Below are 16,413 nucleotides of genomic sequence, written 5' to 3' on the forward strand. Positions count from 1 at the left end.
GGGAATATTATGTTTGATTACGAAAGCTTACGACTTATTTGGTGGGTATTGATCGGTGTTCTACTGGTTGGTTTCGCCGTGACTGATGGCTTCGATATGGGGGTTGCAGCCCTATCACCTGTTATCGGTAAGAGCGACACTGAACGTCGTATTATGCTGAATACTATTGCTCCTCACTGGGACGGCAACCAAGTATGGTTAATTACGGCTGGTGGTGCATTGTTTGCTGCATGGCCATTAGTTTACGCGACGTCTTTCTCTGGTTTCTACTTTGCTATGTACGTGACTCTAGCAGCACTTTGGCTACGTCCACTTGCTCTTGATTACCGTTCAAAGATAGAAGAACCAAAATGGCGTAAGGCTTGGGATTATGCACTTTGCTTCAGTGGTACCGTTCCGCCAATCATTTTTGGTGTGGCGTTTGGTAACCTACTACAAGGTGTACCATTCGACTTGAACGACCTAATGATGTCTAAGTACCATGGTACGTTCTTCGCTCTGCTAAACCCATTTGCATTGCTATGTGGCGTGTTGGCTCTGATGTTGTTCGTGATGCAAGGTGCTACATGGCTTCAAATGAAGACAACAGAAGAACTGCACAGCCGTGCACGTAACGTTGCTCAGATCACTGGCCTAATTGCTATTGCTCTATTCGTTATTGGTGGCTTCTGGGTTCAATCTATCGAAGGCTATGTAATTACGAGCACTATTGATACATTTGCTGATTCAAACCCACTAAACAAAGAAGTCTCACTTCAAGTTGGTGCGTGGATGACAAACTTCGAAACGTACCCTGCAATGTGGGCAGCACCGATTCTTGGTGTAGCAATGCCACTACTTGCTGTGATTGCATCTCGCCTTGAACGCGGTGGCTTCGCATTCTTGTTCTCGAGTCTATCTAATGCTGGTGTTATTTTGACTGCTGGTTTTGCAATGTTTCCATTCGTAATGCCATCAAGCCTGAACCCTAACCATAGTTTGACTATGTGGGATTCTACGGCAAGTGAGCTAACTCTTGGCCTAATGACTGCTGTTGCGGCGGTAATGGTTCCTGTGATTCTTGGCTACACAACTTGGACATACTACAAAATGTTCGGTCGTTTGGATAAGAAACACATCGAAGATAACGACGTTTCAGCTTACTAAGCTAGAAGTGAAATAACTTAGGAGAAATTTTATGTGGTATTTCGCATGGATTTTGGGTGTACTTCTAGCATGTGCATTCGGCATCATCAATGCTCTTTGGCTTGAGCATTCAGAAATGATGGACAAAGACAGTGAGTAATCTCGCAGAGCAAGTCGCTAAACTGCATCAACCAATGGATAAGACTCTGTTAAGAGCCTTATCCCTGATATTGGGCTTCATGCATGTTGGTTTAGTGATGTGGGATCCTGAAGCGTATGCGACAAGCATCGGTGGCTTTAACGCGATCATTGGGCCAATGTTTATTTGGGCAGTTTGCTCAAGCATGGTTTACGGTATCGGCTTTAAGCCAAGAGCTTGGATGTGGCAGTTGCTGTTTAGCCCATACGTTTCACTCACAATTTTGCTCTACCTAACGGCGTTACGCCTTATCTAAATAAGGCTGCGGATTGGGTTTGTTACAAAGTAAACCTAGGTCGTTGTTGGGTTTTTAGTCAAAAAGAGGTCATCTTATACAGATGGCCTTTTTTTTCGTCTCTTAACTCAAAAAATTCACAGCCATATACTATTAATGATAATGAGTTAGGTTATAGTGATATCTTTATCGTTTTTGGGTTGTGGTATTAATTTGCAGGGATTATCTAAGCCGTTTACGTGGCCAGTAACCGTATATTACGAAGATACCGATGCGGGTGGGGTCGTGTACCATTCTAACTATCTCAAGTTTTTTGAACGTGCTCGAACTGAGATGCTGCGCTCGATTGGCGTTTCTCAACAAGTATTGTTAGAACAAAATATCGGTTTCGTAGTCCGACATATGGACATTGATTTTATTCGAGGCGCACGTCTTGATGACTCTTTACAAGTCATTACAAATATTTACGAATTGAAGCGAGCTAGCTTGGTCTTCTGTCAAGAGATCGTAAATCCTGATGGCAAAGCATTGTGTAAAGCAATGGTTAAGGTAGCATGTATCGACAATCAAAAAATGAAACCCAAGGCAATGCCAACATTTATTCTTACGGAGCTAACGAATAGTGACTGCTGAAATCTCAATCTTAGGCCTAATTTTAGAAGCCAGTTTACTGGTTAAAATGGTCATGCTAGTTCTTATGGGCATGTCTGTTGTTTCTTGGGCAATGATCATAAAAAGAAGTAAAGTGTTATCTCAAGCTTCTAAACAAACTGAAGTGTTTGAAGATAAGTTCTGGTCTGGTGTTGATCTTGCTAAATTGTATCAAGAGAGCAATAAACGCAAAGATGAGCTTTCTGGTACAGAAGAGATTTTCTACGCAGGCTTTACTGAGTTCGCTCGCCTACGTAAATCAAATGCGACATCTCCAGACTTCATTATGGAAGGTACTGGTCGTGCAATGCGGGTTGCGGTTGCGCGTGAAGTTGATGAGCTAGAAACCAACTTACCTTTCTTAGCGACCGTCGGTTCTATTAGCCCATACATCGGCCTATTTGGTACGGTTTGGGGCATCATGCACTCATTTATCGCACTCGGTGAAGTAAAACAAGCTACGTTAGCGATGGTTGCACCTGGTATTGCGGAAGCACTTATCGCAACAGCAATGGGCTTGTTCGCTGCAATCCCAGCAGTAATGGCGTATAACCGTTTCAGCAGCCGTGTAGGTAAGCTCGAGCACAATTACGCGACTTTTTCTGAAGAGTTCCACAGTATTCTTCACCGTCAAGCGATGGCTGGCAGGGAATAATAGATGGCTGGATACCAACCTAAAAAACGCAAGATGACAGCAGAGATTAACGTTGTACCTTACATCGACGTTATGCTTGTATTGCTGATCATTTTTATGGTGACGTCACCGTTTGTTACCCAAGGTGTTGATGTTGAATTGCCTCAGGCTTCAACAGCTAAGTCAGCACAAGACCTATTGGGTGATGACAACGCGAGCTTTATTATCGTCGAAGTGAACAAAGACGGTGAATTTGGTTTGAGCGTGAATAACGAAGAAGTACAGCGTGGCTTGTCACTGGAGGAGATTATCGTCCGAGTGAAAGCTGAATTGTCTCTGAAGCCAAGCTCTCCAGTAGCGGTTGGCGGTGATGCCGCAACACCTTACGCTGAAGTGGTTTTGTTACTTGATGAATTAAGCCGTGCAGGTGTGCCAAAGGTTGGCCTTTTAACGGATATAAGGGAATAGCTCCGTAGCATTCATGAAAGCGAATAATAAAAAATCCAATAATTTCAGAACACCGCTTCTTATTTCTCTTGGGCTGCACGTCATTTTATTCGTTGCGCTCATTTGGGGAGCGGATTTCACGATGTCAGAACCTAAGCCGACAGGGCAGATGGTTCAAGCTGTGGTGATTGACCCTCAGTTGGTTCGCCAGCAAGCTCAACAGATTCGTCAACAACGAGAAGCCGCGAGCAAGAAAGAGCAAGAACGTCTAGACAAGCTCAGACGTGAAAGTGAACGACTGGAAAAGAATCGTAAAGCTGAAGAAGAAAACATTCGCAAGCTGAAAGAGCAGCAAGCGAAAGAAGCAAAAGCGACTCGTGAAGCTGAAAAACGTCGAGTTGAGAAAGAGAAACAACGTCAAGCTGAAGAAGCGCGTTTACAGCAAGAGCAAAAGAAAGCCGCTAAAGCAGAAGCAGATCGTAAGTTGAAAGAAGCTGCGTTAGTGAAAGCAGAAAACGAGCGTAAGGCCAAAGAAGCGGCAATCGCAAAAGCGGAACAAGAACGCGTGGCAAAAGAAAAAGCCGCGCAAGAAGCAGCAGACAAAGCTCGTAAAGAGAAAGAAGCTGCTGAACGCGCCGAAAAGCAACGCATAGCGAAAGAAAAAGAAGCGGCAGCCGCAGCAGAAAAAGCCCGTAAGGCAAAAGAAGCTGCAGCAAAAGCAGAAAAAGAGCGTAAACAGCAGGAAGCAGCATTGAACGATATCTTTGCTGGGCTTGAAACTGAGTCGACTCAAAATTCTTCGGCGAAACAACAATTTATAAGTGATGAAGCACAACGCTATGGTGCGATTTATACTCAACTTATTCAGCAAAACTTACTGTTAGAAGACAGTTATAGAGGGCGCTCTTGTCGAGTGAACCTTAAGCTTATTCCAACAGGTTCGAATGCGATTTTGGGAAGCTTGAGTATTTTGGATGGTGATAGCCGATTGTGTGCAGCAACCAAGCGTGCCGTGGCTCAAGTGCAATCTTATCCGTTGCCTAAAGACCCAGACATTGTGAAATCACTGAAAGACATTAACTTAACTGTATCACCAGAGTAAAAGGACGAACTTGTGTTAAAAAAACTATTACTGAGTTTTGTTTTCATAATAGCGACAAGCAGCCAGTTTGCACATGCAGCGCTGGAGCTGGTTATTACAGACGGTATAAACTCTGCAAGACCTATCGCTATTGTACCTTTCCGCTGGGAAGGCGAAGAGCCATTACCACACGATGTATCAGCGGTTATCGCTTCTGACTTACAACGCAGCGGTAAATTCAGCCCTGTTGCAACAAGCAAAATGCCTCAAACACCCTACAGTGAAGCTGAGGTGGATTTTGATGCTTGGACGAATCTAGGTGTTGATTCATTGCTTACCGGTAGCATCACTAAGAATGCCGAAGGGCAGTATGTGGTTAATTACCAATTGATCGACATTGTTCGTGGTCAGTTAACCAAAGGGCAAAGCCGCGCGTTGAGTGATGAAGGCCAACTCGTACTTTCTAAAGACCACGTTTTATTTAACAAGAAAGCGACGGTTCCAGGTAAACGCTTGAGAGAGTATGCGCACCGTATAGCTGACTTAGTTTATGAAGAGCTGACTGGTGAAAAAGGGGCGTTTTTAACCCGTATTTCTTATGTGGTCGTAAACGATAAAGACCAATACCCATACCAACTTCGTGTGGCTGACTATGACGGTTTCAACGAGCGCTTAGTGCTTCGTTCTAAGCAGCCTCTGATGTCACCAGCATGGTCACCAGACGGTAAGAAGCTTGCTTATGTGAGTTTCCAAAATGGCCAAGCTGAAATATTCATTATGAATATTTATACCGGTGAACGTGAGAAGGTGACGTCATACCCTCGTCACAATGGTGCGCCAAGATTCTCACCGGATGGTAAAACATTGGCATTGGTATTATCGAAGACAGGCAGCCTTCAGGTATACACACTTGACCTTGCTAGTCGTAAGCTGACTCAGATTACTCGTGGTCGTTCAAATAATACTGAACCGTTCTGGCACCCAGATGGCAAGTCTCTTATTTTTACCTCGGATCGTGGTGGTAAACCTCAGATTTATAATGTAAATTTGTTAAATAACTCGACGTCTCGTATTACTTGGCAAGGTAGCCAAAACCTAGGTGGTCAAATCACCCCTGATGGACGATTCATGATCATGGTCAATCGTAGTAATTCAGGTTTCAACTTGGCGAAACAGGATTTGGAAACGGGTGCGGTTCAGGTACTAACAAAAACTCTGTTAGATGAATCCCCAAGTATTGCACCGAATGGAGGTATGGTTATCTATAGCTCTATTTACAATAAAACAAATGTACTATCGATGGTTTCTATCGATGGCCGTTTTAAAGCTAGATTACCGGCAACCAACGGACGCGTAAGAGCGCCGGCATGGTCACCGTTCCTCTAGGTAAAGTGATACATTCTATTAGCTATTGATAGTGTTAACTATTGTGGCATTTAACTATCTATAGCACTTAGTCGGCTGTAGAAACTAAGTTTGATAACGTAAGGAAAAAAAGATGCAACTTAACAAAGTTCTTAAAGGCTTGATGATTGCACTACCAGTGATGGCAGTAACGGCATGTAGCTCAACTGATGAAGCAACATCTGCAACATCTGGTACTGAAAGCAACCAAACAACTTCAGGTACAGAAGGCAACGTAGATACAACTGTTGTAACGCCAATTGACGCTAACGGTCAACTGTCTGAGCAAGAGCTTAAAGAGCAAGCGCTACGTGAAACTCAAACAATCTACTTCGCATTCGATAACTCTACTATCGCTGGCGACTACGAAGAAATGCTAGCAGCTCACGCAGCTTACCTAGTTAAGAACGTTGACATGAACGTTACTATCGAAGGTCACGCTGATGAGCGCGGTACTCCTGAGTACAACATCGCACTTGGCGAGCGCCGTGCACAAGCTGTAGCGAAATACCTACAAGCTCTAGGTGTTCAAGCTGACCAAATCTCTATCGTAAGCTACGGTGAAGAGAAGCCACTTCTTCTTGGTCAATCTGAAGATGTGTACGCTAAAAACCGTCGCGCAGTACTAGTTTACTAATTTTAGTAGATTATATAATTGAGGAATTGCCTCATGTTCAGTAACACAAAGCGAGTCATTTTGCTTTCGTTACTGGCAAGTGCAGCGAACATTGCGTTCGCTGCACCAGCCCCAGTATCCGATCTCAATAGCACCGCAACCAATTCAACATCTTCCTCTCGATCAGCATCTAACGAATCAGATATTGAGCGTTTAGAGCGCCTGCTTCAAAATCGAAACCTCGTTCAGCTTCAAATGCAACAGCAAATCGACGACATGGCACTGGAGATCAGTGAACTTCGTGGTGAGTTGGAACGAAACAGTTACGATATGAAACAAATGCTAGAGCGCCAACGTGAACTGTTCATTGAACTGGATCGTGTAAGAGGCGAGGTGAAAGCAGCCGGAACAGCAACGGTAGCAGTAGCAGCGAGCGAAGGCTCTAAAGATGCCTCTGGTACGTTCAGTACCGATGTTGATGAGCAAACCGCTTATCAAAATGCTGTAGACATGATTCTAAAGCAACGAGACTACACGGGTGCTATCGCAGCATTCCAAAAGTTTCAAAAAGACTTCCCAGATTCTACTTTCACGCCTAATTCTCATTACTGGTTAGGTCAGCTTTATTTTGCTAAGAAGCAAGATAAAGAAGCCGTGAAAAGTTTTGCCGCTGTTGTATCTTACAAAGACTCAAATAAGCGAGCAGATGCTCTGGTTAAGCTTGGTGATATAGCAACGCGTAACAACAATGCGACGCAAGCTAAAAAATATTACCAACAAGTCGTGACCGAGTATCCAAACAGTGCCTCGGCAAAAGTGGCTAAGACTCACTTATAAATCAAAAATAGAGGTGCTTAGGTACCTCTTTTTTATATCCGCAGTATTTCGATAAATACTGGCTTACTGCTGTTAGGTAACCAGTTACTCCCTTCGTAATAGTTACATAAAGACTTGTTTATGCTTTTTGAGTATTAGCGAGTAGCCGTTTGCAACCAATCCTTTTTGATCCCAATCGCTGTCCTGTGTAGAATACTCGGATTCTCGGAAGAAGTTGCGTAGAGCAAGAGCAATGAGTCATATACTAGATAAAATTGATACAGTTTACCCGTTTCCGCCTAAGCCAGTTCCTTTGAGTGATGCTCAGAAACAGGCACACATCGCGAATATCAAAACACTACTTCAAGAAAAAGATGCAGTTCTAATTGCACACTACTACACAGACCCTGAAATTCAGGCTCTGGCTGAAGATACTGGTGGTTTTGTTGGCGATTCATTGGAAATGGCCAAGTTTGGTAACCGTCATTCAGCAAGTACGCTGATCATCGCTGGTGTTCGTTTCATGGGTGAGTCTGCAAAGATTCTGACTCCCGAGAAGCGCATATTAATGCCAACGCTGGAAGCGGAATGTTCACTTGACCTTGGCTGTCCTGCTGATAAATTTACAGAATTTTGTGATGCTCATCCTGACCATACCGTGGTTGTATACGCGAACACCTCTGCGGCTGTTAAAGCTCGTGCAGACTGGGTGGTTACGTCGAGTATCGCTTTAGAAATCGTTGAAAGCCTAGACGCCGAAGGCAAACCCATTATTTGGGGCCCAGACCGTCACCTAGGTTCTTATATCGCAAATCAAACTGGCGCCGACATGCTGCTTTGGCAAGGTGAGTGTATCGTTCATGATGAGTTCTCAGCTGATGCTTTGAAGAAAATGAAATCGGTATACCCAGAAGCGGCTATTTTGGTTCACCCAGAATCACCAGCAAGTGTGGTTGAACTGGCGGATGCTGTAGGTTCAACAAGCCAGCTTATTAAGAAGGCGAAAGAGCTTCCTCACCCACAGATGATCGTGGCGACAGACAAAGGCATCTTCTTCAAGATGCAGCAATTGGTTCCTGAAAAAGAACTGATTGAAGCGCCAACAGCGGGTGCTGGTGCAACTTGTCGCAGCTGTGCACACTGTCCTTGGATGGCGATGAATGGCCTTGAAGCGATTGAAAATGCGCTTGAGAACGGTGGTGAGCAACACGAGATCTTCGTTTCTGACGAACTGCGTGTGAAGTCTCTTATCCCACTGAACCGCATGCTAGATTTTGCTGAGCAGTTAAATGTGCAGGTAAAAGGTAACGCGTAAGCCGTTCTTTTATCTAACCAACGAAAAACCAGCCAATAGTGCTGGTTTTTTTGTGTCTAAAGATAGCTCGCTAGTATCAATCTTGTGGTCATGTATCTTTTTCTGATGATACATCTTGTTGATATCAGGTATTTTTTCTAGCATGTAAGTAAGATCGAAGGATTTGAGGCTCGAATGATAATCTGGTTACAACTCAAACGTTGGGTCAAAGCAAATATCTTTGTTTTGAATGGAAAAAACTTACTGTTCACCTTCTTAGGCTACGTATTTCTGTCGTGGTCGAGTTTGTATTTAGCGGGTGAAACAGCGCTAACCAGCTCGTTTACCACGTTCGCTTACTACCTAGTCGTGACTGCGTCTACGGTTGGCTACGGTGATTTATCGCCCACAACAGAAGCAGGGCAATGGATCGTTATATTGTTTGTGATTCCGGGTGGACTGAGTCTTTTCGCGGCCTTGCTAGGTAAGGTAGCGACAGAAGGTGTTGAATATTGGCGAGCGGGCTTGCTAGGAAAAAGGAGAGTTAGAGTGGACAACCACATTTTGATGCTTGGGTGGAATGAACAAAGAACGATTCATCTAATTCGTATGTTACAGCATGAAGAAACGGGTAAGCGACCAATAGTGTTGTGTACTCGTTCGGATATTGAAAATCCGTTACCTGGAGAAATCAACTTTGTTAAAGTGAACAGCTACACTGATGGCAAAGAGATGGAGAAAACCGGTATCGAGTCAGCCAGTTGTATCTTGATTGATAACCCAGAAGACGACATTACATTATCCGCGGCACTTTACTGCGCGAATCGAAACCCTAAAGCGCATCTACTCGTTTACTTTAAAGATGAAGCATTGAGTGATCTGTTACATAAACATTGTCCTAATTCTGAGTGTATACCAGCAGTCGGTGCTGAAATGTTGGCAAAGGCTGCGGTTGATCCAGGATCAAGTGCGTTGCATCAAGAGCTATTGAGTTCTACAAGGGGGATGACACAGTATTCAACCTATTACCCTAAAGATGCCGAGCCTGTCACCGTTGCGCCAATCTTCTCGGCGTTTAAAAAGAAGTATCAAGCAACGTTGATTGCAATAGATTCCGGTAGCGGAATTGAACTCAACCCAGAATTGGATCAAGTGGTTAGTAGTGGGACCAAGTTGTTTTATATCGCCGATGAGCGAATTGATGATTTTGATTGGAAAGGCTTTTAGAACGCGTATTTGATTTCTTTTCAAACAAAAAAAGGCCTCATCGAGAGGCCTTCTTTATATCTAGCTAATCATTATTATTGAGCTTCAGCTAATGCGATGCCGCGTTGTGTTAGCCCACAAAGCATCACAGGAACAGCGTTAAAGATCTCTTCGAATTGTTCAAGACCTTCAATACCTTGCTCTGCAAGTGTTGCAATTGAGGTTTCAGGATCGTACAGCATACTTAGTGAAAGCAGTACACCGCCAACTAACGCGTTGTCTTCACTGTCTTCAGGCATCAGAGTCTCCCAGTCGTCACGTGCAATCTGCCAGCCTTGAAGTAAGCCTTCACAAAAATCACGAGCTGCTGTGTTTACCACTTCCTCGTCATCTAATTGACAAGCTTCAGGCCAAACCCAAGTGCCTTCGATTAACTCTGGGCGAGTTTTGTTCCAAAGCGCGATGATAACTTCAATGTAGCTTTCAAGCTGTTCACCATCAGTAAAAGGAGCGACTTCTTCCCCCCCCCAAAGGAATGGTAGCCACTCGTGCGGGGTTAACACATTAGGCGACGCTGCCATTGCAGTGACAAATCCCATAGTTTTGTGTTCTGTGATTAGCTTTCCTTCCAACTCTGGAAGCGCAAGAATATCTTGTAAAGTCAAAGTGAGGTACCGTAAAAGGGAACATATTTGCACTTATAGTACCAATGAACTTACACCAATCAAGCTTCAATCTAAAAAGGCTTGATGTCATTGATGATAAACACTAGGTTTAACAGAAAAGAAAACAATAAAAAATTATGCAGATACGGTCGTCTTTAAAGAAAAAAAGCATGGTAGCGCTTAGCTTATACCTTGCAATGTTTATCGCTATTGTCGGTAGTGTGACGTATTACGTCGTAGAATCCCCTGTGCGAGCCAAATTACAAGAGAACCTAGATCTCCGTACAGAGCTTCTTTCTGCATTGATTACAGAACCTCTCAATAGCTCTGAAGGCTTTGTTGACAGTTTAGTTGGTCTTGCTCAGGCACAACGAAGCGGTGCTGAGGTCCTTCCTTTGTTTAAGTCGATGTTGGCGGCAAGTGACAACACGATCGTCAGTGCAGGTATTTGGCCAGAACCTTATATGTTCAATCCTCAAATGCAACTGAATAGTTATTTTTTCAATAAAGCAGACGATGGCAAGATTGACCAGCTGTTCTCTTATAACAATCCTAAGACTGCACCTTATCATCAAGAGTATTGGTATACCTCCGTCATTAACAGAAGCCAGGGAACCATTTTGTGGAGCGATGTTTATATCGATCCATACACCCACGTTCGAATGATCACCGCTTCATCCCCTTATTATTATGATGGCATCTTTGCTGGCGTGGCAACGGTGGATCTCTCTCTCGAAGAGTTATTGGGTTTTATTAAGAACCATGCGGAAGAGTATGATCTTGGTATTACGCTTAGGGACAAACTTAACCAAGTCTTGGTGTCTCATAATTTCAATCTTGTTGAAGGGATCTACATCAGTAGTAATCAATTTGGTGAATTCGGTTGGCAAGTTGATGTGGTTAACTCTAAGTCACGCGTTGCAGACGAAGTGTTTCGTCAAGTCATGAGTATCGAAGGCGGCATTGTACCTCTATTACTACTGTGTGTGATGGCGGGTTATTACTTGTTAAACCGCTATTTGATTAGCCCAATTACCGCCATTGCAGCAAAGGTCGATGGTTCTAAAGCCGGTGAAATCATTGATGTTGAGTACTCAAGCCAAGATGAAATCGGTCATTTGATCAAAACCTTTAATGAAAAGACCATTTACCTCGAAGCGGAAAAGGTTAAAGCTCAAGCATCAACTAATGCGAAAACTGCTTTTCTGGCAACGTTGTCACATGAAATCCGTACCCCGATGAACGGGGTATTGGGTACCGCACAAATCCTACTTAAAACCCCTTTAAATACAGAGCAAGAAAAGCACCTTAAGAGTTTGTATGAGTCTGGCGATCATATGATGACACTGCTGAATGAGATCCTAGATTTTTCAAAGATCGAGCAGGGTAGGTTGGATCTTGATGAAACGCGTTTTCCTTTAGATTCAATCATTGGCAGTATCAACAGCGTCTACTACACATTGTCTTCTGAAAAAGGGCTCCAATTTAAGGTTTATTCTGAGGTGCCTTCTGGGCGTTGGTACTTCTCGGATAAGGCTCGGCTGCGCCAGATCTTGTTCAACCTATTAAACAATGCTGTGAAGTTTACCTCCAGAGGTTTTGTCGAGGTGTATTTTAAAGAAGTTGTTGAAGGAAATGACACCTACCTCAGTATTCGAGTTCGTGACACCGGGATTGGCATTTCCAAAGAAGCGCAAAAGCGTATCTTTAAACCTTTTGAACAAGCAGAATCTTCGACTACAAGACGTTTTGGTGGTACCGGCCTAGGCTTAGCGATCGTGAAGAAAATTGCTCAGCTGATGGATGGTAGTATTACGGTTACTAGTGAAGAAGGAATAGGTACGAGCTTCGACGTTCGGTTGAAAATCCAACCTTGTCAACCGGGTGAGATAGAGAGCTTGCCACACAAAAAGTTAGATTATTCTGGCTTAAAAGTGCTGATTGTTGAGGATAACCGAACCAATACCGTCATTATTGAAACGTTCATGAGCAGTAAAGGCTTCATGTGCAAAAGTGTCGAAAATGGTGAGCTTGCGATACAAGCTGTGGTCGCAGAGCATTTTGATTTGGTGTTGATGGATAACCATATGCCAGTGATGGATGGCGTTGAATCAACAACAGCTATTCGCGCTTTAATCGGTGATGTTTCATCAGTTTTAATATTTGGTTGTACTGCCGATGTCTTTAAAGAGACTCGCGAACGAATGCTCGGCGCTGGTGTGGATTACATTGTCGCCAAGCCCATTGATGAACGTGAATTAGACGACGCTTTATTCCGTTATTCGCATAAGCTTTACCAATTCCATGAAGATGAAGGTTATGAGGAAGGACGTATTGATGAAGTTCACCAAGAAACAGTTAGCAATGAAAAAATGAGCAAGGACGTGGTGCGTCATAATCATAATGTGAACTCCCAGAGAACGCATCTTCATGGACAGAAGAGCCAAAGTCGTTCTCTACCTAAACCCGATCTACGAAACAAAGATAATACTGAAGAGCTGTTAGTGACGTTGTATGTAGCACTTGAAGACAATAACCTAGAGTTGATTCAATTTGCATTGGAGAGCTTACGTCTACACATTAAGCCTATGAATAATCCCGAATTGTCATCTCAAGTCGATAAAGCTCTAGAGCAGGTTTCTATGGGAGCTCCTCCTACTCAAGACACTATTAATATCATTACTGTAAATTTACCTATGGCTTGAGTGTTATTTAATTACAGAAAGTAAACAACGAATTGCCCGTTATTTGACCTGTGTATGATTTTCTGGTGGAAGTGACTGCTTTTTAAATGGTTTTTGGTTGTTAATTTACAACTTGATTTTTAATTTGGAATGTATGTCTGCTTAAGTTGTGTTTTAATAGCGACATTATCTGGCAAGGTTAAAAAACACCTTGTTTATATGTTGCTAAATCACTATCCAGGTAGTGATATATTTTAGGTTTGTTGTCAATGAAATCTCGTGGTCCATTTTGTATTCGTAACGCCGCTGCGGATACATTTGCTATGGTAATTTTCTGTTTTATCTCTGGCATGATCGTAGAAGTGTTTATCTCAGGTATGACGTTCGAGCAATCTCTTGCTTCACGAACGTTGTCTATTCCGGTAAATATTGCTATTGCTTGGCCTTATGGTGTCTTTCGTGACTGGTTCTTGCGCAATGGTGCAAAGCTTTCACAAAGCTCTTTGATGAAGAATTTGTCCGACCTAATGGCTTACGTGTTATTCCAGTCTCCTGTTTATGCAGGTATCTTGTTGGCAGTTGGTGCTTCAAGCGAGCAGATCGTGACCGCAGTCACCAGTAATGCGGTTATCTCATGTGGTATGGGTGTACTTTACGGTTACTTCCTAGATATGTGCCGCAAATGGTTTCGAGTTCCGGGCTACTCCCAACAAGCGTAGGCACAAAGGCACAATGAAATTTGGTTTGTTTTTGATCTAATGAGTTAATTTGTAATCGAACAAACTGAAAAAGGTACTTTTTTTGATAATGCCCCTTGACCAAAGCAAGCAGAATCAATAAAGTAGCGCCTTGTTGAGCAACAAGCTCGACACAAAATTTGTGGAAGGATGGCTGAGTGGCTTAAGGCGCTCGCCTGGAAAGCGAGTATACGTTTATAGCGTATCTGGGGTTCAAATCCCCATCCTTCCACCACTATTCGAAACCCCAGCAGAAATGCTGGGGTTTTCTCGTTCTAGAAACCCTACAATTCTACGCCTTCTGCACACACTCTCGTATAAGTTGTTGTAATGCTTTCCTGGTCATCATTTACTCTATTTATGCCGATTTAAATAGAATCATATTAGGCGCCTTTTTAACCGATAAAAGCTTGATTTTTTGGTATGGATCTAGATGATCAAGAGTAAGCAATAATATGAATAATCCCACAATCAGGAATCTAATACCCCATGACAGAAACCCTCGTTTCTCCAATGCTTTCCTTTACTATCGCGATCTCATTACTTTTTATCGGTAAAGGTTTGATTGAGCGCTCTGAAGTACTAAGGAAATATTCATTGCCTGAGCCCGTTATTGGTGGCTTTGTTTGTGCTGCGACCGTAGCAGCGCTTTACTATCTGTTTGAAATTCAAATTACATTTAGTTTAGATGTCAGAGATTTTTTGCTTCTCTACTTTTTTGCTGGTATTGGACTTCAAGCGGATATTAAAACGCTGATAAAAGGTGGGCGACCACTGTTCATTTTGCTGTGTCTGGCTACCGTCTTTATCGTGTTGCAAAACGTAGTTGGTATGGTTGTGGCTTCAGGTTTTGGGATGGACGCGAAAGCAGGTTTGTTATCCGGCTCTGTGAGTCTGATTGGTGGCGTTGGTACCACGCTTGCTTGGGCACCCATGTTTGTTGAAGAGTTTGGTATATCTAATGCGTTAGAACTCGGTGTGGCTTCAAATACGGTTGGCTTGATAGCGGCATGTGTAATTGGTGGCCCAATTGCAAACTATCTACTTAATAAGCATAAAATCAACCCATCTAATGAAGAAGATGTGACGGTTGGTGCATTTCAAGAAAGCGAAACACGTACAGAATTGAGTCATTATGGCGTTCTATGGGCATGGTTAATTCTTAACCTCACTCTGATGCTGGGTTACAGCCTGAGTGAAGTTATTGACGCTATGGGTTTGAAACTGCCACTATTCGTTAGCTGTTTAATCGCAGGTATCCTAATCGGTAACGTTGGACGTGCACTATTTAAGAAGCGTCGCACGCAAGAGAAAATCGCTCAAGGCCGTAAAGGATTGGCGATGATCTCTGATATCTGTTTGGGGATGTTCTTGACCATGGCGTTAATGGGGCTACGCATCTGGGATCTTGATGGGTTGTTTGGCTATATCTCTGTTGTCATGAGTATCCAGATTTTGCTTTCCCTGCTATTCACCATCTTTGTCGTCTATTACTTGATGGGAAGAAACTATGACTCAGTGGTGATATGTTCTGGCTTTGGTGGTATTACATTAGGTTCGACCGCTACCGCGATTGTGAACATGACCGCGGTGACCCATCGTTATGGTGCAAGCCCACAAGCATTCATTGTGGTGCCACTAGTGTGTGGTTTCTTTGTTGATTTGATTAACGCACTGGTAATTAGTTTCTTTGTTGGAGTGTAAGTGAAGCTTATGCTTCATAAGGGGAGATGATTAGTAGCTTGTTCAATCGAGTGAGCTACAGTTATTCGTTTCAGATGTTAAACATTAATGATAAAAATAGTTAGGTTCCTATAGACTCAATTGCGCACTACTTAATGTCGTATGATTTAGTTTCTTGGCAGCGTAACCTTTAAGCTCCGAGTTTCTTATACGACCGTGGTATTAATGCTGTTCGTTGCGATACCTTTGTACATACTCTCCTATTATAAGCTATAACCTCCTCCTCAAAATTCGGTACAAATTTTAGTGCTTTAGCATTCTCCTCATCGACACCAAACACCTTTTAGACTTTAGTTAATGAATTTAAAGTTCTACTTATCACTCTGATACTCGTTAAGTTATTAAATAATTATTATATATTCGTTTGAAATGTATCATTTAAATCGAAGGGAGTAGGTGTTTCGCCCTTATTTATTATATTCAATAGATTTTGTGTTTGAATTGGAGTCATTAAAGGATTATCTATTTATTGTGTTATTTTTGGCCTTGTTTCAGCTGCTTATAGGAAAAATTAAGATAAAAAACGGGTATCGATATTGTGGTAAACACAAATTTTCTGAATTAAAGGTAAAGTCACAGGATGCACAAGCAACTTAGTATCTCATATACTATTCGAAATTATTGTTAGCGAAAGAGAGGTTAGTTTTACTTATTAGGCTTTTTGTTTGTTTTTTATACAATTAATAACCTGAAATTGGAGAATAGCAGTTAGTGTTAGTGTGTGAATTTTGAGCAATATATGTGGAGTTAATCATGTCAAGCAGAATCGAAGCCAGTGGTTTTATTCATCTATAAGTAATTGAAGCAATATAAAAAGGTTTTAAAAATAGTACTAGATCACATTTCTAATAATTATTAGAACACACTATAACCTAT

Annotated in this window: 16 protein-coding genes and 1 tRNA gene; 16 read left to right on the forward strand and 1 reads right to left on the reverse strand. The window is 42.6% G+C overall.

The genetic code is table 11. From position 1 onward, the window contains the following. The first annotated feature begins 9 nt into the window (after window positions 1-9). The 12 genes from cydB to L8S15_RS07290 all read left to right on the forward strand — a co-directional run bounded on the left by cydB (window position 10) and on the right by L8S15_RS07290 (window position 9,729). The gene (gene cydB, locus L8S15_RS07235; RefSeq protein WP_010437847.1) at window positions 10-1,146 is read left to right on the forward strand and encodes a cytochrome d ubiquinol oxidase subunit II; all 1,137 of its coding nucleotides are present in this window, start codon (window positions 10-12) and stop codon (window positions 1,144-1,146) included. 31 nt (window positions 1,147-1,177) lie between these two features. Continuing rightward, entirely contained in the window at window positions 1,178-1,285 is a 108-nt protein-coding gene (gene cydX, locus L8S15_RS07240) for a cytochrome bd-I oxidase subunit CydX (protein ID WP_000270284.1), read from the forward strand. Then, window positions 1,278-1,580 (forward strand): cyd operon protein YbgE, encoded by a 303-nt coding sequence (gene ybgE / locus L8S15_RS07245; RefSeq protein ID WP_010437891.1) that lies wholly within the window; start codon window positions 1,278-1,280, stop codon window positions 1,578-1,580. The genes cydX and ybgE overlap by 8 nt, the downstream gene beginning before the upstream one ends. Window positions 1,581-1,754: 174 nt before the next feature. Further along, window positions 1,755-2,192: a tol-pal system-associated acyl-CoA thioesterase gene (ybgC, locus tag L8S15_RS07250; RefSeq protein ID WP_016788831.1), complete on the forward strand. Its 438-nt coding sequence runs from the start codon at window positions 1,755-1,757 to the stop codon at window positions 2,190-2,192. After that, window positions 2,182-2,865, forward strand: coding sequence for a protein TolQ (tolQ, locus tag L8S15_RS07255; RefSeq protein ID WP_010437896.1), 684 nt, complete (start codon window positions 2,182-2,184; stop codon window positions 2,863-2,865). The genes ybgC and tolQ overlap by 11 nt, the downstream gene beginning before the upstream one ends. A 3-nt stretch (window positions 2,866-2,868) precedes the next feature. After that, window positions 2,869-3,312: an ExbD/TolR family protein gene (locus L8S15_RS07260; RefSeq protein ID WP_010437899.1), complete on the forward strand. Its 444-nt coding sequence runs from the start codon at window positions 2,869-2,871 to the stop codon at window positions 3,310-3,312. Window positions 3,313-3,325: 13 nt separating this feature from the next. Then, entirely contained in the window at window positions 3,326-4,393 is a 1,068-nt protein-coding gene (gene tolA, locus L8S15_RS07265) for a cell envelope integrity protein TolA (protein ID WP_016768401.1), read from the forward strand. A 12-nt stretch (window positions 4,394-4,405) separates the two neighbouring features. Then, the gene (gene tolB, locus L8S15_RS07270; RefSeq protein ID WP_280572282.1) at window positions 4,406-5,758 is read left to right on the forward strand and encodes a Tol-Pal system beta propeller repeat protein TolB; all 1,353 of its coding nucleotides are present in this window, start codon (window positions 4,406-4,408) and stop codon (window positions 5,756-5,758) included. A 112-nt stretch (window positions 5,759-5,870) separates the two neighbouring features. Continuing rightward, window positions 5,871-6,413, forward strand: a complete 543-nt coding sequence (pal, locus tag L8S15_RS07275; RefSeq protein ID WP_010437916.1) for a peptidoglycan-associated lipoprotein Pal — start codon at window positions 5,871-5,873, stop codon at window positions 6,411-6,413. A 33-nt stretch (window positions 6,414-6,446) separates the two neighbouring features. Continuing rightward, a complete protein-coding gene (ybgF, locus tag L8S15_RS07280; RefSeq protein WP_010437918.1) occupies window positions 6,447-7,229 on the forward strand; it encodes a tol-pal system protein YbgF in 783 nt (260 codons plus the stop codon). A 232-nt stretch (window positions 7,230-7,461) separates the two neighbouring features. Next, complete coding sequence (gene nadA / locus L8S15_RS07285) at window positions 7,462-8,523, forward strand: quinolinate synthase NadA (protein ID WP_010437921.1); 1,062 nt, start codon at window positions 7,462-7,464, stop codon at window positions 8,521-8,523. A gap of 174 nt (window positions 8,524-8,697) precedes the next feature. Then, window positions 8,698-9,729 carry a potassium channel family protein gene (locus tag L8S15_RS07290; RefSeq protein WP_010437923.1) on the forward strand — a complete coding sequence of 344 codons (1,032 nt, stop codon included), beginning with the start codon at window positions 8,698-8,700 and terminating at the stop codon, window positions 9,727-9,729. Between the two features lie 74 nt (window positions 9,730-9,803). Here the strand turns inward: L8S15_RS07290 and L8S15_RS07295 are convergent, their stop codons facing one another. Next, window positions 9,804-10,373: a UPF0149 family protein gene (locus tag L8S15_RS07295; RefSeq protein WP_010437925.1), complete on the reverse strand. Its 570-nt coding sequence runs from the start codon at window positions 10,371-10,373 to the stop codon at window positions 9,804-9,806. Between the two features lie 170 nt (window positions 10,374-10,543). Between L8S15_RS07295 and L8S15_RS07300 the strand changes: the two genes are divergently transcribed. From L8S15_RS07300 to gltS, 4 genes are all read left to right on the forward strand, one after another. Continuing rightward, window positions 10,544-13,078 (forward strand): hybrid sensor histidine kinase/response regulator, encoded by a 2,535-nt coding sequence (locus tag L8S15_RS07300; RefSeq protein ID WP_010437927.1) that lies wholly within the window; start codon window positions 10,544-10,546, stop codon window positions 13,076-13,078. Window positions 13,079-13,326: 248 nt separating this feature from the next. Then, window positions 13,327-13,776 carry an L-alanine exporter AlaE gene (locus tag L8S15_RS07305; RefSeq protein ID WP_010437929.1) on the forward strand — a complete coding sequence of 150 codons (450 nt, stop codon included), beginning with the start codon at window positions 13,327-13,329 and terminating at the stop codon, window positions 13,774-13,776. 162 nt (window positions 13,777-13,938) lie between these two features. Beyond that, window positions 13,939-14,029 (forward strand) — tRNA-Ser (locus L8S15_RS07310). A gap of 254 nt (window positions 14,030-14,283) precedes the next feature. Beyond that, on the forward strand, window positions 14,284-15,498 hold the full coding sequence (gltS, locus tag L8S15_RS07315) for a sodium/glutamate symporter (protein WP_016791550.1): 1,215 nt from the start codon (window positions 14,284-14,286) through the stop codon (window positions 15,496-15,498). The last annotated feature ends 915 nt before the right edge of the window (window positions 15,499-16,413 follow it).

Origin of the sequence: Vibrio sp. S/42/10 (genome assembly GCF_029890535.1) — a bacterium.
GTDB classification, from domain to species: domain Bacteria; phylum Pseudomonadota; class Gammaproteobacteria; order Enterobacterales; family Vibrionaceae; genus Vibrio; species Vibrio cyclitrophicus.